Annotated in this window: 18 protein-coding genes; 10 read left to right on the top strand and 8 right to left on the bottom strand. The window is 69.6% G+C overall.

Translation table 11 applies throughout. The features are described 5' to 3' along the window. Positions 1–3: 3 nt before the first annotated feature. From ACWCOV_RS34660 to ACWCOV_RS34645, 4 genes are all read left to right on the top strand, one after another. Entirely contained in the window at positions 4–1,359 is a 1,356-nt protein-coding gene (locus tag ACWCOV_RS34660) for an ABC transporter substrate-binding protein (RefSeq protein ID WP_449833587.1), read from the top strand. A 174-nt stretch (positions 1,360–1,533) separates the two neighbouring features. Continuing rightward, a complete protein-coding gene (locus tag ACWCOV_RS34655; protein ID WP_449833586.1) occupies positions 1,534–2,034 on the top strand; it encodes a DUF1707 SHOCT-like domain-containing protein in 501 nt (166 codons plus the stop codon). After that, positions 2,031–2,447 (top strand): hypothetical protein, encoded by a 417-nt coding sequence (locus ACWCOV_RS34650; RefSeq protein WP_449833585.1) that lies wholly within the window; start codon positions 2,031–2,033, stop codon positions 2,445–2,447. The genes ACWCOV_RS34655 and ACWCOV_RS34650 overlap by 4 nt, the downstream gene beginning before the upstream one ends. Next, positions 2,440–3,879, top strand: a complete 1,440-nt coding sequence (locus ACWCOV_RS34645) for a multicopper oxidase family protein (protein ID WP_449833584.1) — start codon at positions 2,440–2,442, stop codon at positions 3,877–3,879. Before ACWCOV_RS34650 ends, ACWCOV_RS34645 begins: the two co-directional genes overlap by 8 nt. Here the strand turns inward: ACWCOV_RS34645 and ACWCOV_RS34640 are convergent, their stop codons facing one another. From ACWCOV_RS34640 to ACWCOV_RS34615, 6 genes are all read right to left on the bottom strand, one after another. Next, positions 3,880–4,098 (bottom strand): hypothetical protein, encoded by a 219-nt coding sequence (locus ACWCOV_RS34640; protein ID WP_449833583.1) that lies wholly within the window; start codon positions 4,096–4,098, stop codon positions 3,880–3,882. Positions 4,099–4,180: 82 nt separating this feature from the next. Beyond that, positions 4,181–5,278 (bottom strand): sulfite oxidase, encoded by a 1,098-nt coding sequence (locus tag ACWCOV_RS34635; protein WP_449833582.1) that lies wholly within the window; start codon positions 5,276–5,278, stop codon positions 4,181–4,183. A 43-nt stretch (positions 5,279–5,321) separates the two neighbouring features. Beyond that, positions 5,322–5,930: a response regulator transcription factor gene (locus tag ACWCOV_RS34630; RefSeq protein WP_449833581.1), complete on the bottom strand. Its 609-nt coding sequence runs from the start codon at positions 5,928–5,930 to the stop codon at positions 5,322–5,324. Beyond that, the gene (locus tag ACWCOV_RS34625) at positions 5,927–7,063 is read right to left on the bottom strand and encodes a sensor histidine kinase (RefSeq protein WP_449833580.1); all 1,137 of its coding nucleotides are present in this window, start codon (positions 7,061–7,063) and stop codon (positions 5,927–5,929) included. The genes ACWCOV_RS34630 and ACWCOV_RS34625 overlap by 4 nt, the downstream gene beginning before the upstream one ends. 15 nt (positions 7,064–7,078) lie before the next feature. Continuing rightward, the gene (locus ACWCOV_RS34620; protein WP_449833579.1) at positions 7,079–7,813 is read right to left on the bottom strand and encodes an ABC transporter permease; all 735 of its coding nucleotides are present in this window, start codon (positions 7,811–7,813) and stop codon (positions 7,079–7,081) included. Beyond that, positions 7,810–8,721: an ABC transporter ATP-binding protein gene (locus ACWCOV_RS34615; RefSeq protein WP_449833578.1), complete on the bottom strand. Its 912-nt coding sequence runs from the start codon at positions 8,719–8,721 to the stop codon at positions 7,810–7,812. Before ACWCOV_RS34615 ends, ACWCOV_RS34620 begins: the two co-directional genes overlap by 4 nt. Before the next feature lie 473 nt (positions 8,722–9,194). Here ACWCOV_RS34615 and ACWCOV_RS34610 point away from each other — a divergent pair, with 473 nt between their 5' ends. From ACWCOV_RS34610 to ACWCOV_RS34600, 3 genes are all read left to right on the top strand, one after another. Next, on the top strand, positions 9,195–9,980 hold the full coding sequence (locus tag ACWCOV_RS34610) for an endonuclease/exonuclease/phosphatase family protein (RefSeq protein WP_449833577.1): 786 nt from the start codon (positions 9,195–9,197) through the stop codon (positions 9,978–9,980). Positions 9,981–10,344: 364 nt separating this feature from the next. Then, positions 10,345–10,893, top strand: coding sequence for a hypothetical protein (locus tag ACWCOV_RS34605; RefSeq protein ID WP_449833576.1), 549 nt, complete (start codon positions 10,345–10,347; stop codon positions 10,891–10,893). Between the two features lie 16 nt (positions 10,894–10,909). Continuing rightward, positions 10,910–11,479 (top strand): hypothetical protein, encoded by a 570-nt coding sequence (locus ACWCOV_RS34600; protein WP_449833575.1) that lies wholly within the window; start codon positions 10,910–10,912, stop codon positions 11,477–11,479. A gap of 413 nt (positions 11,480–11,892) precedes the next feature. Here the strand turns inward: ACWCOV_RS34600 and ACWCOV_RS34595 are convergent, their stop codons facing one another. Further along, entirely contained in the window at positions 11,893–12,561 is a 669-nt protein-coding gene (locus ACWCOV_RS34595; protein WP_449833574.1) for a TetR/AcrR family transcriptional regulator, read from the bottom strand. Positions 12,562–12,629: 68 nt separating this feature from the next. Between ACWCOV_RS34595 and ACWCOV_RS34590 the strand changes: the two genes are divergently transcribed. From ACWCOV_RS34590 to ACWCOV_RS34580, 3 genes are read left to right on the top strand one after another with little or no spacing between them, the layout of a single operon-like run. Further along, positions 12,630–14,093 (top strand): flavin-containing monooxygenase, encoded by a 1,464-nt coding sequence (locus ACWCOV_RS34590; protein ID WP_449833573.1) that lies wholly within the window; start codon positions 12,630–12,632, stop codon positions 14,091–14,093. Positions 14,094–14,153: 60 nt separating this feature from the next. Beyond that, positions 14,154–15,467 carry a hypothetical protein gene (locus tag ACWCOV_RS34585; RefSeq protein ID WP_449833572.1) on the top strand — a complete coding sequence of 438 codons (1,314 nt, stop codon included), beginning with the start codon at positions 14,154–14,156 and terminating at the stop codon, positions 15,465–15,467. Then, on the top strand, positions 15,464–15,679 hold the full coding sequence (locus tag ACWCOV_RS34580; protein ID WP_449833571.1) for a hypothetical protein: 216 nt from the start codon (positions 15,464–15,466) through the stop codon (positions 15,677–15,679). Before ACWCOV_RS34585 ends, ACWCOV_RS34580 begins: the two co-directional genes overlap by 4 nt. Here the strand turns inward: ACWCOV_RS34580 and ACWCOV_RS34575 are convergent. Next, positions 15,648–15,863, bottom strand: a complete 216-nt coding sequence (locus tag ACWCOV_RS34575) for a hypothetical protein (protein ID WP_449833570.1) — start codon at positions 15,861–15,863, stop codon at positions 15,648–15,650. The two genes, ACWCOV_RS34580 and ACWCOV_RS34575, sit on opposite strands and share 32 nt — an antisense overlap. Positions 15,864–15,871 lie beyond the last annotated feature (8 nt).

Genomic DNA, 15,871 nt, shown 5'->3' with positions numbered 1-15,871 from the left:
CCAATGACCATGACGAGACGCACGTTGCTCAAGGCGGGACTGGCCGGACTGGCGGCGTCGGCGGTGGCCGGGTGCAACAACGGCGCGGCCGCGCGCGGCGAGGGCGAGGTCATCTACTGGCTGTGGGACTCCGCCCAGCTGCCGATGTACACCGAGTGCGCGAAGGTGTTCCACGAGCAGAACCCGCAGTACACCGTGAAGATCGAGCAGTACGGCTGGAACGACTACTGGTCCAAGCTGGTGACCGGGTTCATCTCCGACACCGCGCCGGACGTGTTCACCGGGCACTCGTCGAAGTACCCGCTGTTCGCGGACAAGGGCCAGGTGCTGGCGATCGACGACTTCGTTGCCAAGGACAACGTCGACCTGAGCATCTACCAGAAGGGCCTGGCGGACCGCTGGATCGGCGCCGACGGCAAGCGGTACGGACTGCCGAAGGACTGGGACACCGAGGTCTACTTCTACAACAGCGCGTTCACCGAGCAGGCCGGGATCAGCGCCGAGCAGCTGAACTCGATGACCTGGAACCCGCGGGACGGCGGCACGTTCGAGGAGATCGTCCGCCGGCTGACGGTCGACTCCAAGGGCCGCCGCGGCGACCAGCCCGGGTTCGACAAGGACGACGTCAAGGTCTACGGGCTCGGGTATGCCGACGCCGGTGGTGGCGACGGCCAGACCAGCTGGAGCTGGTACGCCGCGATCAACGGGTGGAAGTACTCCGAGGGCGAGCCGTGGGGGACGAAGTTCTTCTACGGCGACCCGAAGTTCACCGAGACGATCGGGTGGTGGCGCGGCCTCATCACCAAGGGGTACATGCCGACGTACGCGCAGGCGAAGTCCGGCGTGGACGTGACCACGTCCTTCGGTGCGGGGAAGTACGCGATGACCCCGAACGGGTCCTGGATGCTCGCCACCTACGCCGGGCTGAAGCAGGTGAAGACCAAGCTGGCCCGGCTGCCGATCGGGCCGGTCGGCAAGCGGATGTCGATGATGAACGGGCTCGCGGACACCATCTGGGCCGGGACCACCCGGCGGGACGCGTCCTGGGCCTGGGTGAAGTTCCTCGGCTCCAAGACCGCGCAGGACATCGTCGCGAAGGCGGGCGTGGTGTTCCCGGCGGTGGCGGCGAGCATGCCGGCCGCCAAGGAGGCGTTCGCGAAGAACGGCTGGGACGTCACGCCGTTCCTGGAGCCGGTCGAGGCCGGTGACGTGTTCCCGTACCCGGCCAACCCGAACGCGGCGGACGTCACCGCGGTGATGACACCGGCGATGGACGCGGTGATGTCGTTCGAGGCCGAACCCAGCTCACTCACGAAGGCCAACGACGAGGTGAACAAGATCCTCTCGGCGAACGCCTGAGGGTTTTCCCGGGGCGGGCCTACGCCCGGGGGAGTACGTCGTACTGCGTCCGAGGGCGCAGCGTGCTCCTTCGGGGGTAGGTGAGGTGTCGCCGCCGAGGCGACGCGGTGAGGGTGCGGTCGAGGACAACCTTGGTGCAGTCGAAACAACTGCGAGCACCGAGGAGTGTCTGAGATGAACGACGAGAGGCCGGGCGGGCCGATCCGCATCGGCGACAAGGAACGCGAGGACGCGGTCAAGCGTCTGGGCGAGCACTACGAAGCCGGCCGGCTGACCGCCGAGGAGCACACCGAGCGCATCGGCCGAGCCCTCGAGGCGAAGACGGACGCCGACCTGACAGCCCTCTTCTCGGACCTCCCAGGCGGACACCGGGCCGGTGCCGAGACCGGCGAAGCCTGGGGCGGCCCTTGGGGCTGGACCAAGCCGCCGTGGACGGCGCCGGAGGGCGCGGCGCAGAGCGCCGGGCCGGGCGGTCCGGGGCGTCGCCCGCCGTGGGCGGCTCGGGGGCCGTTGGGGAAGGTGCCGTTCCCGCTGCTGATCGGGCTGCTGGCGATCGGGCTGGTCCTGTCCGTCGGCTGCGTGGTGGGTGGCGGGCACCCGCCGATCCTGCCGTTGCTGCTGATCGGGGCCGCGGTGTTGTTCGTGCGGAAGAGCCGGCAGGAGCGTCGGGCATGAGGACGGCCTACCGGGTTCTCAGCCTGGCCATCGCGATCGCCGTCGTCCTGCAGGTCGCGGCGATCGCGCTCGCCGGGTTCACGGTCTCGAAGGACGCCGGCGACGGCGTCGTGATCGGGGCGGACTACAGCAACTTCGGCCAGAGCTACCACAGCATCGCCGGCACGGCGATCGGCCTGGTCGCACTCCTCCTGCTGATCGTGTCCTTCCTGACCGACGTCCCGCGCGGCCGGTCGCTGGCCGGCATCATCGTCGCCCTGGTCGCGGTGCAGTTCGTCCTCGCGGTGGTGTCGTTCGGCATCCCGGCGCTCGGCGTCCTGCACGGCATCAACGGCCTGGCGATCGCCGGCGTCGCGGGTACGGCGGCCCGTCGCTCGACCGAGGTCTCGGCGCAGCAGCCGGCCAATGTCTAACCGGAGACGGCAGCTGATCGCCCTGGGGGTGACCCTGGCGGTGCTCGCACCGCTGGGGTACCTCTGGGCGACCAGCCTGGTCCCCAACGACTACTCGGCCATGGACATGGGGTACGCCGACTACGGCGGCGGACCCGCGTCGAGCGGACACGAGCACCACCACGGTGGGACGAACGTCGCCGACCTCACCGGACCGAAGACCGGCACCCCGGACGTCGACGTCACGCTGACCGCGCGGAAGACGAAGTTCCAGCTGGCCAGTGGTGAAGCCATGGACGGCTACACCCTCAACGGGACGTCACCCGGCCCCCTCATCCGGGCGAAGGTCGGCGACCTGGTCCAGGTGACGCTGGTGAACGACAACATCCCGGACGGCGCCACGCTGCACTGGCACGGGATCGATGTGCCGAACGCCGAGGACGGGGTGGCCGGCGTGACGCAGGACGCCGTACCGATCGGGCAGAAGCATGTGTACCGCTTCACGGCCGAGGAGGCGGGCACGTACTGGTACCACTCGCACCAGGTGTCGAGCGAGGAGGTCAAGGGCGGCCTGTTCGGCACGATCGTGATCGCGCCCGAGCAGCCTGGTGAGGTGATCGCGGCGATTCACACGTACGACGGGAAGCGGACGATCAACGGCCGGACGGGGACCCAGCAGGTCGACCTGCCCGTCGGCACGAAGGCTCGCGTGCGGGTGATCAACACCGACAACGCGATCCTGCGGGTCGGGCTGCTCGGGACGCCGTACAAGGTGGTCGCGGTCGACGGACGGGATGTGCACGGGCCGACGCCGGTCACCGCTGCCTTTCCGTTGGCGGCCGGAGCCCGAGTGGACCTCGAGGCTGTGGTGCCTGCCGGCGGCATGCGGTTGGTGGCGGGATCCTCGACGCTGTCGTTGGGGATCGGCGCCAACGCGCCGACCGGTGAGCTGCCGGGCGAGACCGTGGACTTGCTGACCTACGGCACCTCGGCGCCACTGGGGCTCGATCCGGCGCAGGCGGACCGGAAGTTCGAGTACCGGATCGGCCGCCGGCCCGGGTTCCTCGACGGGATGCCGGGGCTGTGGTGGACGATCAACGGGCACAAGTTCCCCGACGTGCCGATGTTCATGGTGGCCGAGGGGGACGTCGTGCGGATGACGATCTCGAACACCAGCGGCCAGGCGCATCCGATGCATCTCCACGGGCACCACGCGGTCGTGCTGTCCCGCAACGGTGTCGCGGCGACCGGTTCACCGTGGTGGGTCGACACGCTCGAGGTCGGTGACGACGAGACGTACGAGATCGCCTTCCTGGCCGACAACCCGGGCGTCTGGATGGACCACTGCCACAACCTGCCGCACGCGTCGGAAGGCCTGATGACGCACCTGATGTACGAAGGCGTCAGCACGCCGTACCGGATCGGCGGCCCGGCGCAGAACGAGCCGGAGTGATCAGGAGGCCTGTTCGCTGAGTCGTGTCGTGTTCGCCAGTTGCATCGCCGCGATCCGCGCGCACGCCGCGTCGATCGCGGCGCGCTGGGAGTGGTAGGAGCCACACCAGAACGGGTCGTCCGGCTGTGGGTCGAGCTCGTCGTCGACGTCGGCGTACCACTCGCCCGCCGTACGGAACACCCGTGCGTGCAAGTGCACCTCAACACCCAGATCGTTCACCGCAACACTCCTACGAGAGTGAGACCGTGTACGTCTCCAGGATGTGACGGCCGAGCCCGGGAACGGCCGAACGACACGCCTTTCAGGTGACCAGAACCGTGATCCGCTGCGCGGTGTTGTTGGCGAAGCCGCCGCGGTTCCAGTCCGCCTCGATCGGTTGCTCGCGGCCGCTGGCGTCGATGGCGCGGACGGTGATGACGTGCTCGCCGGGAGTGGCCTCCCAGTCGTGGCTGAACCCCCGCCAGGCCAGCTCGTCGTTGCCAGCGGCATCCAACTTCGCGGTCTCCCAGCTGACCCCGGCGTCCACGCTGATCTCGACCCGCTCGATCGGCGCCCAGCCGGACCAGGCCCGGCCGTGCAGCGTAACGGTGCCGGCGGCAACGAACCGGTGGCGGCTCATGAAGTCCGGGAAGCCGGGCGGGACCAGCAGCGCCCGCGGCTGGATCCGGGTCACCGGCTCACCGGGGTCGTCGGCGGTCTTCCTGATCCGGTACGCCACCGCGTTCTGGAAGCCGTCGAACTCGTGGTCGATCAGCTCGATCGAGCGCAGCCACTTCACACTCGCCATCCCGTACCACCCGGGTACGACGAGGCGCAGCGGATACCCGTGCTGCGGCGGCAACGGCTGACCGTTCATCTCCCAGGCAACGATCGCACCGGAGTCGATCGCCTCGGTGACCGACAGGCCACGCTGGTAGTCCTGCTCGACACCGCGCTCGACCCCGTGGTCCGCGCCGGTGAACACGACGTCCACGGCGTCCCCGCGGATCCCCGCCAGCCGCAACAGGTCGGACAGCAGCACGCCGGTCCATTCCGCCGTACCGACTGCCTCGTTCAGCCAGGGCTGGCTGATCGGCCGCGGCTGCAGGGCCGCGCGTCCGTTGCCGGCGCACTCCAAGGTGACCCGCACAGTACGGCGGCCCATCGCCCGCAGCCCGGTCAGCCCGAACGACAACGGTTGCTCGACGCACCCGTCGATGCTGAGCGACCAGGTGGTCGCGTTCGTTGCCGGGATGTCGTAGTGCACCAGGACGTAGTGCAGTCCGGGTGGTGTCACGTCGTACCGCAGGCCTTCGAGTGGCATGCCGTGGTTCCGCGCTGCCAGTTGCAGCTCGTCCGCGGTGATCCCCTCGCCGGTGTCCGCCAACCGCCCCCGCACGCTGAATTGCTCGATCGACATCGTGATCCCCTCCCCTTGGCCAACCCTATGCTGGGCGGAAGCTTCAGAGCCAGCCGTTGTCGACCGCGATACGCGCCGCCTCCGCCCGGGTGCGGGCGCCGGTCTTGCCTATCGCCGCCGAAAGGTGGTTCCGGACGGTGCCCTCGGACAGGTGGAGCTCCTTGGCGATATCGGCGACCGTCCCGCCCTCCAAGGCTGCCCGGAGTACGTCGGACTCCCGGGCGGTGAGCGGGCTCGTGCCGGCGACCAGCGTCTCCGCAGCCAGTGAGGGGTCGACCACGCGGAGGCCTTGGTGCACCCGCCGTACGGCGTCGGCCAGCTGGGCCGCGGGCGTGTCCTTGACGACGAATCCGGCCGCACCGGCCTCCATCGCCCGCCGCAGGTACCCGGGCCGCCCGAAGGTCGTGACCATCAGGATCCGCACCCCGGGTACGGCGCTGCGCAGCGCGGCGGCCGCCTCGATCCCGTCCAGCCCGGGCATCTCGACGTCGAGGAGCGCGACATCGGGCTTGGCCGCCCGCGCGGCCTCGATCACCTCGTCGCCGCGCCCGACCTCGGACACCACCTCGAGATCGGCTTCGAGATCCAGCAGCGCGGCCAGCGCCCCGCGAACCAGGGCCTGGTCGTCCGCGATCAGCAGTCGGATGGTCACGGGCCCACCCTGACAGCCAGCAGGAAGCCGCCGCCAGGCGCCTGGCCGACCTGCACACTCGCGCCGGCCTGGTCGGCCCGCTCCCGCAGTCCCATCAACCCGTGACCGGACGCGCCACCGCCAGGCGTCGGCCCTTTCCCGTCGTCCAGAACCTCGATCTGGTTGGCACTCAGCCGGATCGTGCAGCGCTTGGCGCCCGAGTGCCGTACGACGTTCGTCACGCCCTCTCGCACCACCCACGCGAACAGCTCGCGGTTCTCCTCCGGGACCTCGTCGACCGTGGTCGGCAGCTCGGCCCGGATCTCCGCCGCCCGCAACGCGGCCCGCGCGGACACCAGCTCACCAGCGAGGCTCAGCTCCCGATACCCCGCAACCGCAGCCCGTACGTCGGCCAGCGCCGCCCGCGCGAGGCTCTCCACGTCGGCCACCTCCGCGCTCGCGCGTTCGGGGTTCGCCGCGATCAGCCGCCCGGCCAGCTCGGCCTTGACCGTGATGACGGTCAGCGAGTGCCCGAGGATGTCGTGCAGATCGCGGGCGAACCGGTTCCGCTCCTCCTGGACGGCGAGCTCGGCCATGTCTTGCCGGGTCTTGGCGAGCTCCATACTGCGCTGGATCGCCCGCCGCATCCCGAAGACGGCCAGCGCCCCGAGGAAGATGGCGAACCCGTAGCTGTTGTCCGTCGTCCAGTCCGGCACGACCCGCATCGACAGCTCGGCGCCGACGAGGAGCACCAGCACGACGGCGACCCCGGCCCGCGCCTCCAGCGCCATCATCGCGACCGCGGCGATGTACACGCAGCAGGTCAGCGCCTTCTGGCCGGCTGATGGGATCAGCGCCAGCGTCAGCGCGAGCATCGCGCTCAGGTACGCGAACCGTTGCCAGGTCGCCAGCCCGCCCGCCAGCCCGATCCGCCGGACCCAACCGAAGAAGCCGAGGTACGAGAGGGCGAACAGGGCCAGTGTGACCAGACCGAACACCCGAGTCGCGCCCTGCTGGTCGAGGATCGCGTTCAACGGGCTGGACAGGTAGAACAGCCAGACCGCGGCAGCGATCCAGCCCCAGCGCCCCGGCCGGGTGTTGTCACGCAAGGCCAAGGCCTCGACCAGGGTTGGGGTCCGCGTCACATCAGTCACGCTAATGCACGAACCTCAGGCGCGTGCGGTGTCGGCCCGGAACCGGCGGAGCCCGATCAGACCGAGTACGACGGTCCACCCCAGCACCACGAGCAGGGCGTGCGTGTCCAGACCGCTCTGCGTCAGCGCGCTGCGGGAGGTCTGCCCGGTCCAGTACGCCGGAGTCAGCTGGGCGATGTGCTTCATCAGCGATGGCATCTGGTCAACTGGCAACCACAGCCCGCCAAAGGCCGCGATCAGCATCGTCGCCAGGCCCGTGATCGGCTGCACGCTGTCCGGCTTGGCGACGTACCCGATGACGAGGCCGAGAGCGGCGAACGGCAGCGCGCCGAGCCAGGACACCAGGGCGACCGTCGCCCACTGGCCGGCGTCCAGGTGGACGTGGCCGAAGATCATCCCGGACAGGAACACCACGAGCAGCGGGGGCAGCGCCAGCAGCAGCGACAGGATCACTTTGCTGGCCACGTAGGCCTGTGGCTTCAGCGGAGTGAGTCGCAGGGTGCGGTTCCAGCCGCCGTCGCGTTCGGCCGCGATGACGCCGCCGCTGCTCATCGCGGCGGACATCGAGCCGAACATCGCCATACTCACCATTACGTAGGCGACCGCGGAGATCCCGCCCTCGCTGGCGTCCTTCGGCAGCGTGACGCCGAAGATGACGAACAGCACCAGCGGCATCAGGATCGCGAAGATCAGCACCCGGCGGTTCCTCAGCGTGCGGCGGATGTCGAAGATCAGGTAGTCGCGGTTCATGCCAGGGTCTCCCGTTCAGATTTGACATGGCCGGCGATGGCGAGGACGGCGTCCTCGAGGTCGGCGGAGGTCACTTCGATGTCATGGGCCCGCGTGTTCGCGAGCAGGTAGCGCAAGGTGTCGTCGGAGTCGGCGCACTGCATCAGCACCACGTCGCCGCGGGTCTCCACGTTGCGAACGCCGGGCAGCGACGCGAGGGCCGCGAGGTCGGCGCCGGGCACGGTCGCCCGGATCCGGCGGCCGGACACGCTCGCCTTGATCTGCGCCGCGGTGCCGTCGGCAACGACCTTGCCGTTGCGCATCAGCACGACGCGGTCGGCGTACGCGTCGGCCTCCTCCAGGTAGTGCGTGGCGAACAGCACGGTCCGGCCGCGCGCGGTCTCGGCGTGCATCGACGCCCAGAAGTCCCGCCGGGCCTCCACGTCCATCCCGGTCGTCGGCTCGTCCAGCACGATGAGGTCCGGCTGGGGGATGATCGCCATCGCGAACCGCACCCGCTGCTTCTGGCCGCCGGACAGACCCTTCATCTTCCGGCCGGCCAGGTCGCCGATCCCGGCCCGGTCGAGCGCCTCGCCGACCGGCATCGGATCCTTGTGCAGGCCGGCCACCAGGTTGACCAGCTCGCCGACCTTCGCGTCCTCGATGATGCCGCCGCTCTGCAGCATCACCCCGACCTGCCCCTGCGCGATCGCGTCGACCGGCGTACCGCCGTACACCTGGACGCTGCCCTGGTCGGGCCGGACCAGCCCGAGCAGCATCTCGATCGTGGTCGACTTGCCGGCCCCGTTCGGACCCAGCAACGCCACCACCTCACCGGTCCGGATGCTCAGATCCACCCCGGCGACCGCCTGCACCGCCCCATACCTCTTGGTCACACCCCTCAGGCTGACCGCAGTCTGTGTCGTCATACCGAAAACCTTCGCCGGGTACGGCGTGGTGACCCTGGATCGAGCGTCACGACGTACCCATGACATCCGTCAGCCGGAGAACGCTCGGACAAGCTTCGGGGAAGGACAACGCTTCGCGGTGGCTGTTTTGTTGCCGCCTTCGGCGGGGGTGCGCGGCTCGGTGTGCGATCCGACGTGGTCGGCGCCGGAGGCACCTGGTCGACGTGGAAGGCAGAGCCAGCTACGCCGGCCGATCATGACGGACTGAAGTAGATGCTGAATGTGCAGGCGGAGCGTCGGGCGTTGGGCTGCCGTCCGGGGTGAGGTGAAGCGGGCCAGTCGCCGAGCGTGGGCCTCCCGGTGATCCGCATGCAGGATCGCGGCTGCGACGTGACTGCCGTCGACGGTGTGACGCTGTCCGACCGCCGGCCAGTGGAGTGCACGCCCCGGCGCTCCTGGGATTGCGGCCCGGGTTGGGTGGGAACGGCGGGGGTATGGGCGAGGTGCGGGTGCTGACCTGGAACGTGTGGTGGCGGTTCGGGCCGGTGTGGGTTGCGCGGCACGAGGTGATCGCGCAGACGTTGCGTGCGGCCGGGCCGGATGTCGTTGCGCTGCAGGAGGTTTGGGGGACGGGGGCAACGAACCAGGTGGCGGCGCTGGGCGCCGAGTTGGGGATGTTCGCGGCGTACGGCGGACCGTCGTACCCACCGGCCACGGACGTGGCGCGGGACCCGCGGGACGCCAGGGTGGAGGTGGGGATCGGGCTGCTGAGCCGATGGGAGATCACGGGCTGGCGGGTGGTGCGGATGCCGGCCCGCCATCGTGACTTCGATCCGGTGGCGGCGGTTGCCACGGTTGCGCATCCCGTTGCGCCGCTGCATGTCGTGGTGGGGTGCTTGGAGTACGACGCGGCGTACAACGATGACCGACTGGCGCAGGCCGGCTTGCTGGCTTCGTTGGCCACCGAACCGTCGCTGGATGGGCCGTTGCCGGTTGTGGTCGCCGGCGACCTGAACGCGCCGCCCTCGAGCCCGCTGCTGCGTCCCTTGACCGACCTCCTCACCGACGCCTGGGTGGCTGGTGATGGCGATCCAGATGCGGTGACAGCTCCTGCCGAGGCCGGGCCTGAGCTGCTCGGTCAGCGGATCGACCACATCTACTTCCGGCCGGGGATGTTCAACCGTCCGGTGTCGGTCACCGAGTGCGCGACTCTGGGGGATGCCGTCGACGGCATCACGGCGTCGGACCACCGTGCGGTGGCGTGCACGCTGCGGTTCTGAGCCGCCACCAGAGCTTGCGGCCGACACCGCGCTCGGCGAACCCGCCGACGCCGCGCTCGGCCGCACCGGTCGACGCCGCGCTCGGCCGCATCGGCCGACGCCGCGCTCGGCGCATCGGCCCACACTGCGCTCGGGCGCATCGGCCCACACTGCGCTCGGGCGCACCGGTCGACACTGCGCTCGGGCGCACCGGTCGACACTGCGCTCGGCCGCCCCGGTCGACTCGGCGCACCGATCGAGTCGGTGGGCCGCGAGCACACCTGGTTTCAACTGGCCCCACGCGCCAGGGGCTTCTCTTGCACTTTGTTCAAATGGGTTGGTATCGTACTTGAACTTAGTTCAATTCATGCTAGAGGGGTGGAGGATGGCGGTTTCGGTGGTTGTGGCGGCGGGGTTGCAGGTGCTCCTGGCGGGTGGGTTCGTGCTGCTGACCTGGGTTGCGCGGCGGGATGGGGACGCCGCCGAGCGGGCGGCGGAGGTGGAGGTGGTGCGGCAGGGGCACTCCGCCGGGGTGCTGGCCGCGCATCGCGTGCAGTTCAAGGAGAGCGCTCGGGAGGCCTTGTTTCCTTACGGAATCGCGGCGTGCCTGACCCTGGTCGCCGTACTCCTGCTGGCCGGCTACGCCCCGGCGCGCATCGCGTCCTACGTGCTGGCCGGCCTGGCGATCGTCGGCGGTGGCCTGGTGATGACGAGTCAGGTCTTCGCCGAGCAGGTGGTGCAGTCGGCGTTCCGCAAGTCAGCCGATCCCGGGGTGCACTCGCTCGACGGGCGCGCCGTGGTTGCAGCAGCCAGGACCGAGTTCCCGTCCTGGACCCGCGCCGTGCAACTGGCCCGGCTCCTCGTCGCGACCCTTGGCTCGGTCGCGGTGATCGTCCTGCTCTCCTTGCCGTCCGCCGACGCGCACTTCCGGTGAACCTATGCTCGATCGGGTGACCGCACCGGTGCCGCTTCGCCTCGATCGGATCCAGCGCGCTCTCGGTGCCAGGATCGTTGGTGTGGAACGCCGTACGGCGTTGAGCGGCGGCCAGGTCTCACCTACGGTCGAGCGAGTCACACTGATCACCGCGACCACCGCGAACACCGCGAACACCGCGAACACCGCGAACAACCCGTCCGCCGCGGGCGCCGCGAAGGCCGGGAAGGCCGGGAAGGCCGGGAAGGCCGGGAAGGCCGGGAAGGCCGGGAGTGCCCCTGCTGATCGACTGGGGCAGTGCCCGCATCGGCGCCGCTCTCCTCGACGTCACCTTGGCCGCCGGCCCCACCGGCCTGAACGCCTACCGCCAAGCCATCCCCGCGACGACCACCAGTTCGTCATCGGCACCACCTGGTCAACCGCTGTCAACGACGCCATGTTCCTCGGCGTCGCCGCCCAACGCTCCCCACAAACCGCCCTCCAAATGCTCACCCAAGCCGAAGCAGCCATCACCGCGCTAGGCAAGCACTTGGCAGTCAGCCCAACGAGCCACGCGGAACCACCCAAAGGTGAGGCTGCCCGGTGACGGCCGCAACCAGATGGAGCTTGCTACGGGAGTTGCTGCGCTCGACGGCATGCCTTGCGCATGACACCCGGGTTCTGGTCGTGCTGCTGGCATCGACCGTGTGTTGTCGCCGTTCGTGGCTTCGGCAGGCTTGCCGAGGCTCTCTGTCTCCACGCCAGCTTGCGCCAGTGCGTTGAGCCGCGATCCCAGTTCGCGGGCCGCCGGAGGCGGCTGGAAGGACAGCCGCCGCGAAGCGGTGTCCGATTGGTGCGACTCACCCGGTCGCTTGGTAGTCGCCCGGGTCGCGGTGGCTTCGAGCCCCGGGGTCCACAGGACGCGGCGCCAAGGTGGTTGCCCGTGGCTGCGGTGTGCGCGGGCCGCCGGAGGCGGCCTACAGGACAGCCGCGGCGGAGCGGTGTCCGATTTGTGGGGTGCTAGGGGGTGGTGCGGAGGGTGTTGAGGCCTTGCCAGAGGAGGTCTTGGAGGGTTCGGGCCACTTTTTGCGGCGTGGGTGGGGTGGGGGTGCGGCTGCGCCAGATGGCCAGGCGTTCGGTGGCGCCGGAGATGCTTTGGGCGACGATCTGGATCTCGTCCTCGTCGGGGGTGCGGCCGGGTGGGAGGTTCATCCGGACCATCGCGGCGATCAGTTCGATGAAGGCGGCGCGGACCTCGTCGGTGGCCGCGGCGGCGGGGCCGGCGGCCGGGCTCATGCCGAGCATGCCCTCGTCGATCAGCACCGACCACGCCTGCGGGTGGTCGTCCAGGAACTCGAACCAGGCGACGAACCCGGCGTACAGCGCGTCCTCGGCATCCGGCGCCGCCAGCACCGCGTCGGACACCGTGTCCAGTAACTGGGTCCGCAGTCGGGCCAGGCAGGCGAGGAACAGTCCGTCCTTGGAGCCGTAGTACTGGTAGATCAGCGGCTTCGACACCCCGACCGCGGCGGCGACGTCGTCCATCGACGTGCCCTGGTAGCCGCGTTCGCCGAAGATCCGCTCGGCCGCCTCGAGAATCTCGCGCTCCCGAGCGGCCCGGTCCCGACGCCGCTTGACCACCCCACCCGCAGGCTCGTCGGTCTGGGCAGAGGGCGTGGTGGAGGTCACTTGCGCAGTCTAACTGACTCCGAGTAACTTACTCCGAGTAAGTTCTTCTCGGCAGGCTGGAGGTCCCGATGGCGCAGCAGAGCACTCACCACCGGATCGTCGTGGTCGGGACCGGGTTCGCCGGGATCGGGATGGCCGTCCGCCTCAAGCAGGCCGGGTACGACGATTTCGTCGTACTGGAGCGGGCCGGCGACGTCGGCGGCACCTGGCGGGACAACACCTACCCGGGCTGCCGGTGTGACGTCCCGTCGCACCTGTACTCCTTCTCCTTCGCGCCGAACCCCGAGTGGTCGTCGACGTTCTCCCCGCAATCCGAGATCGAGGACTACCTCCGCGACGTCACCGACCGGTTCGGCGTCCGTCCGCACATCCGGTTCGGTCACGCGGTCGAGTCGTCGCGCTGGGAGGACGGTCAGTGGCGGATCCGCACCAGCCAAGGCGAGTTCACCGCGCAACTGCTGCTGTCGGGGATGGGTCCGCTCGCTGAGCCGTCGTACCCGAAACTGCCGGGGATCGAGTCCTTCGAGGGCGCGGTCTTCCACTCCGCGCGGTGGGACCACGACCTCGACCTCAGCGGCCGCAAGGTGGCGGTGATCGGGACGGGCGCGTCGTCGATCCAGTTCGTGCCGGCGATCCAGCCCGAGGTCGAGGAGTTGCACCTGTTCCAGCGCACGCCGCCGTGGGTGATGCCGCGGCCCGACCGCAAGATCACCGCGGCCGAGAAGGCGGTCTTCCGGCGGTTCCCCCTGGTCCAGAAGGCGATCCGGGCCGGCATCTACTGGGGCCGCGAGTCGCTGGTGCTCGGGTTCGCCAAGCTGCCGGCGATCATGAAGCAGGCGCAGAAGGTCGCCGAGAAGCACCTCGAGCACCAGATCCGCGACCCGCTGCTGCGGGCCAAGCTGACGCCGGACTTCACCCTCGGCTGTAAGCGGATCCTGATCTCCGACGACTACTACCCGGCGATCGCGCAGCCCAACGTGGAGGTGGTCACCGACCCCATCGCCGAGGTGACGCCGACCGGGATCGTCACCGCGGACGGCGTGAAGCACGAGGTCGACACGATCATCTACGGCACCGGCTTCCGGGTCACCGACCTGCCGGTGATGGACATGGTCTACGGCCGCGACGGGGTCTCATTGCGTGAGGCGTGGTCCGACGGCATGGCGGCCCACCTCGGTACGGCGGTCTCCGGCTTCCCCAACTTCTTCATGCTGATCGGCCCGAACACCGGTCTCGGCCACAGCTCGATGGTGTTCATGATCGAGTCCCAGATCGCCTACATCCTGGACGCGCTCAAGACGATGGACACCGACGGGCTGCGCGAGGTCGACGTCCGGCCGGAGGTGCAGCAGGCGTTCGTGGACGGTGTCCGGTCGTCGATGCGCAACACGGTCTGGACCCGCGGCGGCTGCACGAGTTGGTACCTCGACTCGGAGGGCCGCAACACCACGATCTGGCCGTCGTTCACGTTCCGGTTCCGGCAGCTGACCAGCAGCTTCGACGCGAACGAGTATCAGACTCTCGCTATGTGACATCGACCGTGTTACATTCGATCAGTCAGATAGCCCCGGCTGATCGGAGGCGGTGCCGTGGTGGAACTGCTGGTTCCGATGCACGGGATCGGCGGCCGCGGCGACCTGCCGGTGCCGCTGTGGCTGGCGGTGTACTCCGCCGGCGCCGCCGTGGCCGTGTCCTTCTTCGCGCTCGCCGCGTTCTGGTCGCGGCCGAAGTTCGACGCCGCCGGCGGTCGGCCGCTCGCCGCGCTGACGCGGATTGTCGACAATCGACTGACGCGCGCACTACTCAAGCTGGCCGGACTGGCCGCGCTCGCGCTCCTGCTCGGGGCCGCCTGGTTCGGTAGCAGCTCGCCGGCGCTCAACCCGGCGCCGACCTGGCTGTACGTCTGGATCTGGGTCGGCATCATCCCGCTCTCACTCGCGTGCGGCCCGATCTGGCGCCTCGCGAACCCGTTCCGCACGATCGCAGGCCTGGTACGGCGTACGTCGTACCAGCAACTGCCCGAGGGGATCGCCTACTGGCCCGCGGTCGCCGGGCTGACCGGCTTCCTCTGGCTGGAGCTCGCGTATCCGGACGGCTCGGATCCACTGGTCGTCGCGACCTTCGTCACCGGCTACGCAGTGCTGAATGTTGCCGCAGGCATCGTCTATGGACCGGCCTGGTTCCGGATCGGCGACACCTTCGAGGTGTACGGCGAGGTGCTGGCACGACTGAGCCCGCTCGGACGCGGCGCGGACGGCCGAATCGCCCTGCGGAACCCGCTGGCCGGCCTGGCTACGATGCCGCAGGAGCCGGGCATCGTCGGGTTGCTGTGCTTGCTGCTCGGATCGACAGCCTTCGACGGAATCTCTCGCTGGTCGGCGTGGACTCAGCTGACTGGCGATCTCGGTCGGACGCAGCACATCGCCGTACACACGCTGGGGCTGATCGTCTCGGTGGCGATCGTGTCGGTGCTTTTCGTCCTGGCGGCGCGGACGACCGGGGCGGCCCGCGTACGTCCGCGTGCGGTCGGGCGGGCCGGCCTGCCGGGTGCGTTCGTGCACTCGCTGGTGCCGATCGCGATCGGGTACGCGGTGGCGCACTACTTCTCGTTCGCGATGTTCCAGGGGCAGGAAGGCGTGCTGCTCGCGACCGATCCGTTCGGGCGCGGATGGGACCTACTGGGGACGAGCGGGACCCGGATCGGCTACGCGTTCCTGTCCACCGGGGTGATAGCGGGGGTCCAGATCGGTGCGATCGTGCTCGGACACGTACTTGGGGTCGTGTCCGCGCATGATCGCGCTGCCGAACTGTTCCAGCGCCGGCAGTTGCGACGGGCGCAGTACCCGATGCTGGCCGCGATGGTCGCGTTCACAGCCGGTGGGATCGCGTTGGTGACGGCCTCATGAGCGCCCTGCACATGGGCGGGATCCCCGAGACCGCGATGGTGCTCGGGCCGATCCTGCTGATCGTCGCGTTCGTCCGGATCGCCCGCCGCAACGAGGCGGCGCTGCCGGACGACGAGCACGACGACTGGGACGCGGACCTCGGTGACCTGCCGGCCTCCGCCACGGAGGGGCATCCGGAGGTCAGGCGGCCTGCAGGACGTACTGCTCGCTGACGCGGGTGGGAGTGCTGAGGGCGAACTCGGCCAGCTGGGTGCAGCCGGCGGCGAGCGCGGCGTGCAGCGTGGGCCACTGGTCGACGCACCAGTACGGGTCGTCGGGCTGGCGGTCGTTGTCGTCGTCGATGTCGGCGCACCAGCCGCCGGTGAAGGTGCGGTGGACGTGCAGTCGGAGCTTCATGGTCGGAC

This window comes from Kribbella sp. NPDC002412 (genome assembly GCF_053592935.1).
The sequence above is the reverse complement of the archived record's forward strand: the minus strand, read 5'-3'. Positions and strand labels throughout refer to the sequence as shown.